The sequence below is a fragment of the Streptomyces sp. NPDC059909 genome, from assembly GCF_042730885.1.
Taxonomy (GTDB): domain Bacteria; phylum Actinomycetota; class Actinomycetes; order Streptomycetales; family Streptomycetaceae; genus Streptomyces.
Genome location: NZ_JBHWKX010000017.1, coordinates 40,249 through 52,968, shown reverse-complemented (window position 1 = coordinate 52,968; position 12,720 = coordinate 40,249). Strand labels below are relative to the sequence as shown.

The window sequence follows — 12,720 nt, the reverse complement described above, 5'->3', positions numbered from 1 at the left end:
CACACACTCGCATGACGAGCGCGCCACGGCGCCCTGCTGCCCAATTCCTGGCGGCAGTTGTTCTGGTCGCCGGCATGAATGTGCTGGCTTCGGCGGAGGCGTACGCCGATGAGTCGCCCAGCGTGCCCCCCGGCACTGAGGCGTCCGCCGAGCCGCCGGTCGAGGTTGACGGGAACTCTCCCGGGCTCAAGCTGGCCGATGGCGCCACCCTGGCCCCGGCGAAGGTGCTGGACATCAAGACGGTCGTCGAGGACGAAGCCGGCGAGGAACGTCGGGAGGACACCAACGCCGACGTGAAGTTCGCGCTTCAGGCTGAGGTTCTCTTCGGCAAGGACAGCGCGAAGCTGAGCTCCGCGGCCAATGCCCGCATCGCGGCCATCGCTGCCGAGATCAAGAAGCAGAACGCCACGAAGGTTCGTGTCTTCGGTTTCACCGACAATCTCGGTTCTGCCGCACATGGCGACGTGCTGTCCAAGCAGCGCGCGGACGCTGTGCAGGGAGTGCTGAACAAGGAGCTCGGGTCGACCTCGATCACCTTCGAGATCCGCGGCTACGGCGAGCAGTACCCGATCGCCGACAACAGCACGGAAGAGGGCCGCAAGAAGAACCGCCGGGTGGAGGTCTCCTTCCCGCGCGGCGAAGGTGCCTAGAGCTAACGCTCCGCATAAGGGCTGTAGGGTCTCAGATTTCCTGGCGATTCTCAGGTGTGATGGCGAGACGATGGCAGAATCGCCAGATTTCTGAGACCTGCAGACCATCGCTCTCATTCCTTCGGGTGGTCCGGACTTCGGTCCGGGCCCCCAGGCGCAGCGGGCTGGATCTTCACGCGGTGGTGTCTCCTGTCACCAGGACAGGAGACACCACCGCGGTCATTTTCAGGGCAGGAATTCGTAGAACGGGCCGTCAGGGGCGAAGTTGCGAGAACACAACGTCACGTCCCTACCCTTGAGATAAGCCAGCAACCAGTCACTGAACGTCATCTCGTAGAGAGTCCAGGCCGGACTGTCGAACTCCTGGACCACGACGCGCCAGGGCGACGAGGGGTTGTCGGGAACGCGAAGGAAAACCGCCTCGCCTGTCGTGGCCGTCGCCACCGGCATCAGTTCCCCGGGGTCCGCTCCCACCGGACTGGGCAGGAACTCCGCCATGTCCTCCTCGCGCCAGAGCTCGAGATCCCCCCTGATGTTTTCTCCCAGACTGTGCAGAAGATGGCCGGCGGGGTGCTGCAGATACAACTGCGTGTTGATCTCGATCGAACCGTAGGCGTCCACGATCTCACGGAAGTCCGCAGGAAATTCGATACCGAGTTCCTGCTCCAGTTCGTTCCATGGAGCCGGATCCGACCAGTTGAATCGGGGTTCGCCCAACAGGGCTGTGATCTCTGGAAGCGTTGCCACCACTAGGTCCTTCTGGCACGTCGAGCCGATGCCCGTCTTGGAGTTGACCGCAGTACAGGAGAAAGTCTCCTCGACCCCCTGGGGTCCGTACGTGGTCACCCCCACCTGAACGGTGGCAGGAACGGCCGAGTGAGGGTCTCCGTGTACGAGCACGACCTGACCAGCCCCGCCACGAATCACTGACCGGTCAAGGAGACAGGTTCCAGGGCCGCGGCGATCGTGGCCGGCGCGGTCAGGAGCGGGCGAGGGTCGCGTAGAGGGTGCGGCGGTCTGTCCAGCTCCGCCGATTCCGAGGGCCATGCGGCGGCTGTAGTGCTTGCGCCGCGCGCTCGGTGAGCAGGGGGATGAGGACGATGAGGACGGCGTACATGGACCGTGCTGTGATCCGCAGACCGGACGTCGGCGCGAGACCGGGGGCACAAACCCGGCACAACCGTCGAGATCGCTCGACACGGTCAGCGGGGGCACTCGATGAGCTGCTCGGACCAGATCGTCTTACGGTTCTGGCCATGGCGGCAGCCCCAGCGCGCGGCGAGTTGGGCGATGATGAACAGGCCGCGTCCTCCCTCGTCGGTGGTGCGGGCGCGCCGCAGGCGAGGCTGGGTGCTGCTGGAGTCGGTGACCTCGCAGACCAGAACGTCGTGGCGGATGAGCCGCAGCTCCGCCGGTGCACGGCCGTAGCGGATGGCGTTGGTGACCAGTTCGCTGACGATGAGTTCGGTGGTGAAGAGGAGGTCCTCCAGCCCCCACGTGGTGAGTTGGCGGGTTGTCCATTCCCGGGCCTCGGCGACGGCGGCAAAATCGGCCGGGATTTCCCAGTGAGCGGTGTTCTCCGCCGGGACGGCGCGGGTGCGGGCCAGGAGCAGTGTCGCGTCGTCGCGCGGCGCTCGGTCTGTCAGGTCGGCGAGGAGAGCCCGGCCGGTTTCGTCCAGAGCGCGATCCGGACGGCAGGACGCGGCGAGGGCATCCGTCAGGCGCCGCAGGCCTTGGTCGATGTCGCGGTCGCGCTGTTCGACCAGGCCATCGGTGTAGAGGGCGAGGACGCTGCCCGGCTCGAGGTCGATCATGGTGGTCTCGTACGGCATGCCACAGACGGCGAGGGGTGGCCCCGGGGAAATCGCGACGACTTCGGTGGTCCCGTCGGGCCGTACCAGGACGGGGGGCGGGTGCCCGGCACTGGCTATGGCGCATCGTCGGGTGACCGGGTCGTAGACCGCGTACAGGCATGTGCCGCCGATGATGTCGTGGTCGCCGGGTGGGGCTTCGGCCGCGAGGCGCTGGACCAGGTCCGCGATCCGGGCGAGCAACTCGTCCGGTTCGAGTTCCAGGTCCGCGAGCGTCTGGATGGCGGCGCGCAGGCGGCCCACGGTGGCGCTTGCGGGCATACCGTGGCCGACGACGTCCCCGGCGACAAGAGCCACCCGGAGAGAGGGCAGAGCAATGGCGTCGTACCAGTCGCCGCTGATTTCGGATCCGCCGCCTGCGGGCAGGTAGGCGCTGGCCGTCTCGGCTGCCGGAGTGTCGGTCGTGGCCGGGGGAAGGAGGAGCTGCTGCAGCGCTACGGCCGCCCTGTGCTCGCGCGTGTAACGGCGGGCGTTGTCGATGGCGAGCGCACCCCGTGAGGCGATCTGTTTCATGAGATCCGCCTCGTCCTTGGTGAAGGGGTCGGATCGGCCGCAGCGCCAGGCCGTTATGGCGCCGAGCGTGAGCCCGCGGGCATGCAACGGTGCCACCATCGCCGAGTGGGCGTCCTTCGGGACGAGATACTCGACCACCTGCGGGTCGCCGACCATGGCGATGAAGTCGTCAAGGCCGAAGACGAGTGTCTCGCCGTGTCGGAAACTGCGCAGCAGGGGGTGGTCGGTGAAGGGCGGAATGGGCTGGCCGCGCTTGATGCCGGCCGGCCACACCGCGGTGGCCGGCGCAAGGGCCGCGTTGCCCATGTTTCCACCGTTCAGCCGCTTCGATGGTTCTTCCCCGTCGAAAACGGAGTGCGCAAGGTCGACTGCGGCGAGATCCCCGAACGCAGGTGCGAGAACGTCCGCGAGGTCCTGCGCGGTGCGCGCGACATCCAGGGATCCTCCTACTCGCTCGGCCACCTCGCGGGCGAGATCCAGATGACGGCGGGCACGCAGGTCGTCGCTGTCGATGTACAGGGCTGCGACCCCCGTGGGGCGTCCTCGCGCGTTCTCCAGACGAAAGGCGGACAGCGAAAGCGTGTGCCGCCGCGCCGAATTGTGCCGCCAGCTCACTTGCTGGGTTCTGCGGACCACCGGGACACCCGTCTCGAGCACCTGGTGCAGTACTGCCTCCAGGTTCTCGGCGTCGTCGGCGCACAGCACGTCGCTCAGCCGAGTGCCGGGCTGTACCGGACGGCCGTCGAGAGGGTCCGGCGTGGCGTTCGTCTGCACAGTGGTGAGATCCGTGTCGTGCAGAGCGATCGTGATCCGGTTCTGTGCGGACAGTGCGCGCAGGAGCGCTGCGCCCTGTTCGTGGTCGGCGACGTGGTGTGTTGGTGCCACCAGGACGAGGACCTCCGCCGAGCCCTCCACCCTTGTGGTCCGGAAAGTGACATCGATGGTGACGCCGCACTGGTGCCGCAGCCGTACCCGGCCGGATTCCGGCATCTCCGTGGCGCCGCGCAGGTCGTCCGGGAGGTCCACCAGTTCCCGCACGGGGCGGCCGCAGACCTCCTCGGCGCGGAACCCCGTCAACTCCTCTGCCGTCCCGGTCCACCCCACCACCGCGCCTCGCTCGTCGACCACGGCGGCTGCCAGACAGTCGAAGGCGTACAACCTGCCGCTGGGACCGGAAACGGAGACGCCCGTCGATCCTTGGGAGGCGCCTGCCGAGTAGGCGATCTTGACATTCTCTATATCCATCTCTGGCTTCCTTTACGAGAGACTGCGGACCGAGAGATCGGCCTGCTGTGGCGGCCGTCGGCCGTCCGGTCGGCAGCGCGTCACACCGCAACGGCTTTGGAGGGCAGGTCTTGTTCGGCCCAGACGACCTTGCCGTCGGTTGCGGCGCGGGAGCCCCACCTGCGGGACAACTGAGCGACGAGGGAGAGACCGCGGCCGTTCTCGTCGATGACGTGGGGATGACGGGGGCGTGGGTGGCTGGGGTTGCTGTCAGAGACTTCGCACGTCAAGACCTGGTGCTGGATGAGCCGTAGGCGGATCGGCCCGTCGCCGTAGCGGACGGCGTTGGTGACCAGTTCACTGACGACCAGCTCCACGGTGGTCACCAGATGCCCAAGCCCCCATTCGCTGAGCTGACGGGCGGCTGCCTGCCGGGCGATGCGGACGGCGGTCGGCTCGTTCGGCAGTTGCCAGGAGGCGACCTGGGCCGGTTCGAGTCCGCGAGTCCGCGCGAGGAGCAAGGTGACATCGTCGGCCGGGGCCTGAGTCGGCAAGGTCTCGATCACCTGAGAGCACAGGTCTTCCAAGGACGCACCGGTCTCTGCCAGGACGGCACCCAGGCGGCGCATGCCGACGTCGAGGTCGTCGTCGCGGGACTCGACCAGGCCATCGGTGTAGAGCGCGAGGACACTTCCCTCGGGAAGTTCCATGTCCGTGGACTCGAAGGGGACCATCCCGAGGCCGAGGCCGAGCGGGGCTCCGGCGGGCAGATCGGGGAAGGTGACATGGCCCTGCGGGTCGATGATCGCGGGCGGGGGGTGCCCCGCCCGGGCCAGCGAGCAGCGCCGGGTGACAGGGTCGTAGACGGCGTACAGGCAGGTGGCACCCACCACCGCGGGCGCCGTGTCCTGGGCTTCGGCGTCTTCCTCGTTCTCATCGTTCAGCCGCCGGACCGTGGCATCAAGGTGCGCCAGCAGTTCGTGGGGAGGCAGTTCCAGGTCCGCGAGCGTGCGGACGGCGGTGCGCATTCGGCCCATCGTTGCCGCGGCGTTGATGCCGTGTCCGACCACGTCTCCGACGACGAGGGCCACCCGGGCGCCGGACAGCTTGATCACGTCGAACCAGTCGCCCCCCACGCCGTGGTCCATGTCAGCCGGCACATAGCGCGAGGCCACATCGACGGCGGCGCCGCCTCCCACATGGTGGGGGAGCAGGTCGCGTTGGAGCGTCAGGGCCGCGGTGCGTTGGCGAGAGTACTGGAGAGCGTTGTCCAGGCTGAGCGCGGCTCGGGTGACGAGCTCCTCGGCGAGGAGGAGGTCGTCCTCCTGGAACGGCGTCGGCTCCTCGGAGCGGCCGAACACCGCCAGTCCCAGCACACAGCGCCGCGCACGGATGGGTACGACCATCAAAGAGTGGACGCCGCTGTCACGAAGCTTCTGCGTCCGCACCGGGTCGTGGTGGGTCCAGGGGCCTGAATCGGTGTCCAGCACCGATTCGAGGTAAGACCTGCCCGTGCGCAGGGCGGTGGCGAACAGCGAGGTCGGGAAGGGGCGGATCACGTCTTGGCGCACCCACGGCAACTTGAGGATACCCGGGTCGATGGAGGCCAGACCGGCACGGCGCAGCACAGGTGGGGGGCCGTACGCCTTGCCGGTCCCCGCCGAGGGATCCACGCCGAACGGAACCGACTCCATCAGGTCGACGACTGCGTGGTCGACCAGCAGGGGCACGGCAAGGTCGGCCAGTTCCTGCCCGGTCTGCATGACATCGAGGGTGCTGCCGATGCGCGTGCTGGCTTCGCTGAGGATGGCAAGGCGCTCGCGCGCCCGCCGGTTGCCGGTGACGTCCACGCTCATGGAGCACACTGCCAGTGCCGTGCCGTCCGCGTCACGGAGGCAGAAGAACGAGGCCGAGTACGCGTGCTCCCGGCGCCGGTCCGTCGACGACCACGCCCGGTACTCGTGGACCATGGTGGTGCCGCTCTCCAGCACCTGCCGCATCACCACCTCAAGCGCTTCGGCCTCGACGGCGGGCAGTGAGTCCCGCAGGCGGCGCCCGAACCGTCGCTCACGAGGAGTGCCGTCGTGGCGCTCCATGACGTCGTTGACCCAGGCACAGCGCAGCTGCGGGTCATAGACGACGATGCCGACCGGTGCGTGGGCCAGGAGCGACTCCCGCACAGCTCCGTTGGACGCCCCCGAGGACAGGGTGCCTATGTCGGTCACGGACACCAGCCACCGGGTGCCGGCGTCCTGCCCCCACAGCAGCGAGATCCGCAGCGTCATTTTGATGGCGTGCCCGTCGCGGTGGCGGACCGTCACGGCGCCGGACCAGCCATCCTGGGCACACTGCTCGGCGAACGCTGAAGCGCTCGGGGCGTCCGCGGCGGGCGGCACCACGTGTGCGGCGGACCGGCCCACCACTTCCCCGGCCGAGTACCCGACAAGCTGCTCAGCGGCGTGCGTCCACCCCACCACGGTCCCCTCCGCATCGAGCATCGCTATTGCCGCATCGGGTATCTCTCGGGGGCTCACCGGCTCGGCGAGTGGCGTGCGGTCGGTCATCGTCATCCGGTTCTTCCCATCGGTGCAAAGGTGTGAGACAGCGTCGGCATGTGCGGCGTCGGCCCGATCTGCGATGGAGCGCGCAACCTCGCCGACGGTTGAGCGGCCACCGGCGCGACATCTGCCAACCTTGGACGACTTTGTCCACTTCTGATGAAATAGTCAGATACGACCGCTTCATCGTCAAGTCGCCCGAATTGGATCACATTGCCAGATGTGACCGTACGCTCGTACGCCGTCGCGTCACGCAACCGCGGAGTCGGGATGGGTGGGCCAGGGTGGACAGCCGAGGCGGGCAATGCAATGATGAATTGATCAGAACTGCTGCTCTTATTCATGGAGCATGCCGATGCCAGCTCCACGCAGGAACCGATTCGAACGCCGTCGTGCCGAGACCCGCCAGGCACTCGTCTGCGCCGCACGGCAGATCCTGGCCGAGTCCGGTGGCACCAGCGCCAGCATTCATGCCATCGCGGAGCGCGCGGACGTGGGCCTCGGCTCCTTCTACAACCACTTCACGGGCAAGCCGGACCTGTTCGACGCGGCCGTGGCCGATGCGCTGGAGGAGTATGCCCAAGCCGTCGACGAACGCCTGCACGGCGTCGATGATCCCGCCGAGCGCCTCGCCGGGGGCATGCGGCTCAGCGCGCGCATGGCCGAGTCATATCCGGAGATCATGCAGATCCTGTGCCACAGCCAGCTCGGTCGGATATGCGCCGGCGACGGACTGGCTCCGCGCGCGAAGCGCGACGTGGAGCAGGGCATGGCCGCAGGCCGGTTCGCCGTGGTCGACCCGGTGATCGCCCTGACCGTGCTGAACGGCAGCCTGCTGGCGCTCCTGGAGCTGTGGTGCAACCAGCCCGAGGCCGACAGCGACCAGGCCGCAGGCACGATGGCCGAGATGATGCTGCACATGCTCGGCGTCTCCCCGGATGAGGCCCGAGACCTCGCCCGGCGGCCCCTTCCCACTGCAGCGTGAAGAGGATCCTGTCGCGCACCGGCCGACCGGCGCCGACTGCGCACCGGTTCCCGCGGCCTGCGTCATGTCCGGGGTGGCCGGTCTCTCGCCTGCTGTCGCCGCCCCGCAGCCTCAGAGCTGGATGGGCAGGTGGCGGGGTCCGCGGAGCATGGCGTTCTGGCGGTAGGGGGGCGGGTCCTGGACCAGGCGTGCCGTGCCGAGGTGGGGGAGCAGCGCGCCCAGTGCGGCCTGAGCTTCGATGCGGGCGAGGGGGGCGCCGTAGCAGAGGTGGATGCCGCTGCCGAAACCGAGATGCTGGTTGTCCGGGCGGGTGGGGTCGAACCGGTCGGGCTCGTGGAACCGCTTGGGGTCGCGGTTGCCGGAGGCCAGTACCAGGACGACGGGCGTGCCTTCGGGGATCGTGGTGCCGGCGACCTCGATGTCGGCGAGGGGGATGCGCTCGCGCATGTGGACCGGGGGCTCGTAGCGCAGTAGTTCCTCCACCGCTTGCGGCAGCAGGTCGGGGTCGCGGCGCAGCTGGTCCAGGCGCTCGGGTTGGCGCAGCAGGGTGAGCACTCCGTTGGCGATCAGGTTGACCGTGGTCTCGTGTCCGGCGATGAGCAGCAGCACGGCGGTTTCCGCGAGTTCCTCCTGGCTGAGCCGCAGGGCCGGGTCCGGCTCGTTGACGAAGGCGGAGAGCATGTCGTCGCTCGGCTTGCCACGGCGCTGCTCGGCGAGGTTCACCAGGTACCCGCCCATCTCGATGCGCGCCTGGTCGCCCGCCCTGTCCGTCTCGGTGGTGTCCTCTTCGGGCCTGACGTCGGCGGCTGCGACCAGAACGTCGGACCAGGCCCGGAACAGCGGCTCGTCCTCGTGCGGTACGCCGAGCAGGCGGCAGATCACCGTGACGGGCAGCGGGTAGGCCAAATCGTCGACGACGTCGATCTGCCGGCCCGCCTCGAAGGGCTCCATCAGTTCCTTGGTGCTCTGGTCGATCTCGCCGCGCATGGCATCGACCCGGCCCGGGCTGTGCGGCGGGCCGAAGGGCCGCATGGCGAGGGTGCGCAGCCTGTGGTGCTCGGGGTCGTCGAGCAGCAGGAACGGCGGCTTGTGTGTCACCTCGCCACGGGTGCGGGGGTCGACACCCATCCGTGGGTCGTGGAGCAGAGCGGCGATCTCGTGGTAGTTGCCGACCAGGTAGCTGCCGTCTGCCTGCCGTACCACGGGACCGGTCTCGCGGAGTTCCGCGTACAGCGGGTAGGGGTTGGGGCGGTTTGCGTAGTCAGTGATCCGTGACAGGAGGGTGTCGGCGGTCATGCGTACGGCTCCTCGTGGTGAGGCGGGACGTGGGTCAGCCGGTGGGCTGCACCACGGTCAGTCGGCGGTCGGGCAGGTACCCGGTGAGCGCCACGGTGGGGCCGTGGGACAGGCCCTTCGGATCCGGTACGTCGGAGGGAACCGGGATGTCGGCCGCGATCGCACGGTCCGCCGCTCCGGGTGGGGGCGGGAACGGCGCAGCCGTCTCGATCAGGTGCTTGTAGTAGTCGAGCGACTTGGCCATGTCGACGGTGACGGCGGCGGTGACCCGTCCCTGGTAGCCGTAGACCATGGCCAGGCGGCGCGCCTCCAGGGAGCCCTGGGCGATGGCCACGTGGTCGGAGTAGGTGGGCACGCCCACCGATTTGATGTTGAGCCCGAACTGGGTCGACCAGAACGACGGGACGGCCAGGTGGGGGCGCTGCAGGGGCCCCGGATTGACCATGTTGTGTGCCGCCACCTCGGCCTGCTCGACCGCGTTTCCCCAGTGCTCCAGGGAGAGCATCTGGTACCCGAACAGCGGGTGGGGGAAGCGGGAGACGTCACCGGCCACGAAGACGTCGTCGGTGACGATCCCGTACATGTTGAAGGCCCGGCATCCGGCGTCGCAGGCAATCCCGCGCGGGCCCGCCGCCAGCCCGGACTCCGCCAGCCACTCGACGTTGCGTACCGCGCCCAGCGCCACGACGCAGACGTCGGCGTCGACGCGGCTGCCGTCGGACAGCTCCGCACCGGTGAAGCTGCCGTTCCCGCGCAGGGCGGTGACCGTCACCCCGGTGCGCAGGTCCACGCCGTGGTTGCGGTGCATGACGGCCGCGAGCTTCGACAGGGTGCCGCCGAGCGCGCCCACCAGGGGTGCGGGGCCGCGTTCGGCGACCGTGACCTCCAGGCCCCGTTCCCGGCAGGCCGAGGCGATCTCCGAGCCGGTGAAGCCGGCGCCGATCACCAGCACGCGCTCCGGCCCGGCGGCCAGCCGCTGGGCCAGTCCCCCGGCGTCCTCGCGGGTACGCAGGGTGAACACTCCGTCCAGGGCGCCTTCCTCCCGGTTGGGCCAGGGCCGCGCGCGGGTCCCGGTGGCGATCAGCACCCGGTCGTACGGCAGTGACTCGCCGTCCTCCAGCAGCACCTGTTTCCCGAGCAGGTCCACGCCGGTGGCACGTACGCCCAGCCGCCAGTCGGCGTTCGGGTCCTGGCGCATCGGCAGCCCGGTGGTGTCCGCCGTCGCCTGGCCGAGCAGCACCTGCTTGGACAGCGGCGGCCGGTCGTAGGGCGGGTGGGGCTCGTCCCCGACCACGGTCAGTGAGCCGGTGAAGCCCTCCTCGCGCAGCGCCTCGGCGGCCCTGAGCCCCGCCAGCGACGCGCCGACGATGACGATGCGGCCCTCCTTGAGGTCACCGGGCACCGGCGCTCACCTCCTCACCGAGGAGGATCGCCTGCACCGGGCACGCCGCCGCGGCCTGGCGCACGTGCTCGACCTGGTCGTCGGGGACGGCCGTGGCGTACAGCAACCCCTCCTCCCCGTGCAGCTGGAACACCGCCGGCGCGAGGAACACGCACTGCGCATAGCCCTGGCAGCGCGTGAGATCCACAACGGTCTGCATCCCCACCACTCCCTCTGTTGTCTCACCCCCTCGTTTTCAGCATGGGGCCGGACCTGGGCGTCCGCACGCCACGGCTCCGGAGACGGAAATCCCGGGCAGCTCGTCCCCCCAGGGCGACGGCTCAGCCCAGGGGGTCGTCGAGTCCGAAGGCCGCGCCGATGAGGGACTGGCGGGTGAACCTCCAGGAATAGCTTTCCGGTTGCTTGCCGGTGTGACTGATCTCCTTGGTCCAGAGCCCGAAATGGTCGGTGCAGGTGAGCATCTTCTCCAAGGCCAGACGGACTTCGTCCGGGCGTCCGACGCGGTCTCGGCGAGGACGTCGACCTGTTCATGCCGCTGCCGGCCGTGCGGGCCGGTTTCGCCGCCTCGACAGTTCCATACGTCGTATGGTAATCCTGGGAGGGCGCGCTTCCGTACGTTGTATGGAAGAGTTGGCTCGGACCACGCCAGGCGCCGCACATCGCCTGCATGCAGTCGATGGTGCAGGTCGCACCCATCGGGAAGGAAAGATCATGAAGAAGCTCACGAGGCGTGTTGCCGTCACCGCTGCATTCGTGGCGGTCGCGGGTGTCGCCGTTCTCGGTGCCGGGGGCACCGCTTCGGCCGCGACTTCTGCATCCGCGCACGTCCAGCCCCCGGCCGCCGGCGTCAACGCCGGCGACTACCGCTGGGACAACGGTGTCGGCTACCTGCTCTTCGTGCAGGGCTACTCCTGGGACGAGATCCGTGGCTTGGACCACGACGGCCGGTACGAGATCAGCGGTCGCTGACGCCGCCCAGGCGGTCGGCGCTCCGGCGCTCGGGCCCTGCTGTAACGCCTCTTCCTTCGTTGCCTCTTCGCTGCCTGCCCAGCGGCGGTCCGGCGGCGGGGCGCAGCCGAGGCAGAGACACCTTGGATTGAAAGTCGATGGAGTCTTTGAAGACCCTGATGCAGGGGGTGGCCGTGCAGCTTGTCATCTCGCGCACCTACTCGCTGCCCATGTGCATGAGCCTGCGGTACGAGCCCACTGATCCCTATGTCGTCCGTGCCGCCTTTTTCACCGACACCGACGAGCCGACCGAATGGGTCCTGGGGCGTGATCTTCTGGCCGATGGCCTGAGGGGTTCCGCAGGCTGTGGGGACATCCGGGTCTGGCCGGCCGTCGGCCGTGGTGACCAAGCGATGTACATCGTCCTCGGGTCTCCCGCGGGCACCGCTTTGCTCGAGGTTCCCGTGCAGGACGTCAAGGCCTTCCTGGAGAGCACGGAGGCGCTTGTGCCACGGGGTACCGAGTCCGGACTCATCGACTGGGACCTCGAACTGGCGAACCTGTTTGCAAAAGGCTGAGAGAAGCCTCCCAGCCGCCGTGCCGCTGGGGATCTCTGCCCCGGCGGCAGAAGAGAAGGAAAGAGTGTTCATGTCCCAGTACCAGCTTCGTGTCTACACACTGCGCAGCCCTGAGGCGCTCGTCGCCTACGAGAACATCTGGTCCAAGCACATTCCCGGTATGGCCAAGCACAGGATCACCACGCACGGCGTCTGGACGGTGCCTGCGGCCCCCGGGAGTGAGGAGCGCCAGCTGTACGCCCTCGTTTCCTATCGGGACGCCGACGACGTTCAGGAGCGGCTGGAGGCGTACCTGTCCAGCCCAGAATTCCGCGCGGACATGGAGGGCTTCGACATGAGCCAGATCGTCGGCGTCGCCGAGTCCGTGCTGACGCCCACCGCCGACTCACCCTTGCGGTGACAGGTACCGAGCCACTCGAAGTCTGCGGCGACCTTCTCGTTCGTGCCGGAACGCCGCGCAACTGCGCCACGGCGCTCGCCGGACGGCAACCGGCATGGACGAGATCGGCGAGGTCGGGGGGACGGTTGCAGTTGCCGAAGACCCGGTTGAGTGCCCGTCGGTACGGGCGGCCGACGCCCGGTGACATGGAGGCCCAGCCGACCGGGGGGTGAACGCGTACCGGCGGCCCGTGCGCCAGGCTGCTGCCGCGTCCGCAGCTCGGCCGGCCGAGTCAGTCATGCGCAGGGTCGTCGTC

Annotated in this window: 12 protein-coding genes; 5 read left to right on the top strand and 7 right to left on the bottom strand. The window is 68.7% G+C overall.

Translation table 11 applies throughout. The annotated features are described in order from the left end of the window. The first annotated feature begins 11 nt into the window (after positions 1–11). Entirely contained in the window at positions 12–650 is a 639-nt protein-coding gene (locus tag ACFV9O_RS14510) for an OmpA family protein (RefSeq protein ID WP_385417167.1), read from the top strand. Positions 651–875: 225 nt separating this feature from the next. Here ACFV9O_RS14510 and ACFV9O_RS14505 read toward each other — a convergent pair whose 3' ends face one another. From ACFV9O_RS14505 to ACFV9O_RS14495, 3 genes are all read right to left on the bottom strand, one after another. Continuing rightward, a complete protein-coding gene (locus tag ACFV9O_RS14505; protein WP_385417017.1) occupies positions 876–1,496 on the bottom strand; it encodes an SMI1/KNR4 family protein in 621 nt (206 codons plus the stop codon). A 356-nt stretch (positions 1,497–1,852) separates the two neighbouring features. Then, positions 1,853–4,279, bottom strand: a complete 2,427-nt coding sequence (locus tag ACFV9O_RS14500) for a SpoIIE family protein phosphatase (protein WP_385417015.1) — start codon at positions 4,277–4,279, stop codon at positions 1,853–1,855. 80 nt (positions 4,280–4,359) lie between these two features. Continuing rightward, on the bottom strand, positions 4,360–6,828 hold the full coding sequence (locus ACFV9O_RS14495; RefSeq protein ID WP_385417012.1) for a SpoIIE family protein phosphatase: 2,469 nt from the start codon (positions 6,826–6,828) through the stop codon (positions 4,360–4,362). A gap of 337 nt (positions 6,829–7,165) precedes the next feature. On the opposite strand from ACFV9O_RS14495, the gene ACFV9O_RS14490 reads away from it, so the two are divergent. Next, positions 7,166–7,801 (top strand): TetR/AcrR family transcriptional regulator, encoded by a 636-nt coding sequence (locus tag ACFV9O_RS14490; protein WP_385417009.1) that lies wholly within the window; start codon positions 7,166–7,168, stop codon positions 7,799–7,801. A gap of 111 nt (positions 7,802–7,912) precedes the next feature. Here ACFV9O_RS14490 and ACFV9O_RS14485 read toward each other — a convergent pair whose 3' ends face one another. The 4 genes from ACFV9O_RS14485 to ACFV9O_RS14470 form a co-directional block, all read right to left on the bottom strand. After that, the gene (locus ACFV9O_RS14485) at positions 7,913–9,097 is read right to left on the bottom strand and encodes a cytochrome P450 (RefSeq protein ID WP_385417006.1); all 1,185 of its coding nucleotides are present in this window, start codon (positions 9,095–9,097) and stop codon (positions 7,913–7,915) included. A 34-nt stretch (positions 9,098–9,131) separates the two neighbouring features. Further along, on the bottom strand, positions 9,132–10,499 hold the full coding sequence (locus ACFV9O_RS14480; protein ID WP_385417004.1) for an NAD(P)/FAD-dependent oxidoreductase: 1,368 nt from the start codon (positions 10,497–10,499) through the stop codon (positions 9,132–9,134). Then, positions 10,489–10,698: a ferredoxin gene (locus tag ACFV9O_RS14475; protein WP_385417001.1), complete on the bottom strand. Its 210-nt coding sequence runs from the start codon at positions 10,696–10,698 to the stop codon at positions 10,489–10,491. Before ACFV9O_RS14475 ends, ACFV9O_RS14480 begins: the two co-directional genes overlap by 11 nt. A 121-nt stretch (positions 10,699–10,819) precedes the next feature. Continuing rightward, positions 10,820–10,969, bottom strand: a complete 150-nt coding sequence (locus ACFV9O_RS14470) for a hypothetical protein (protein WP_385416999.1) — start codon at positions 10,967–10,969, stop codon at positions 10,820–10,822. Between the two features lie 241 nt (positions 10,970–11,210). On the opposite strand from ACFV9O_RS14470, the gene ACFV9O_RS14465 reads away from it, so the two are divergent. From ACFV9O_RS14465 to ACFV9O_RS14455, 3 genes are all read left to right on the top strand, one after another. Continuing rightward, positions 11,211–11,468 carry a hypothetical protein gene (locus ACFV9O_RS14465; protein ID WP_385416996.1) on the top strand — a complete coding sequence of 86 codons (258 nt, stop codon included), beginning with the start codon at positions 11,211–11,213 and terminating at the stop codon, positions 11,466–11,468. A gap of 137 nt (positions 11,469–11,605) precedes the next feature. Further along, a complete protein-coding gene (locus tag ACFV9O_RS14460) occupies positions 11,606–12,025 on the top strand; it encodes an SsgA family sporulation/cell division regulator (protein ID WP_385416993.1) in 420 nt (139 codons plus the stop codon). A 70-nt stretch (positions 12,026–12,095) separates the two neighbouring features. Further along, complete coding sequence (locus ACFV9O_RS14455; RefSeq protein ID WP_358671637.1) at positions 12,096–12,425, top strand: NIPSNAP family protein; 330 nt, start codon at positions 12,096–12,098, stop codon at positions 12,423–12,425. Positions 12,426–12,720 lie beyond the last annotated feature (295 nt).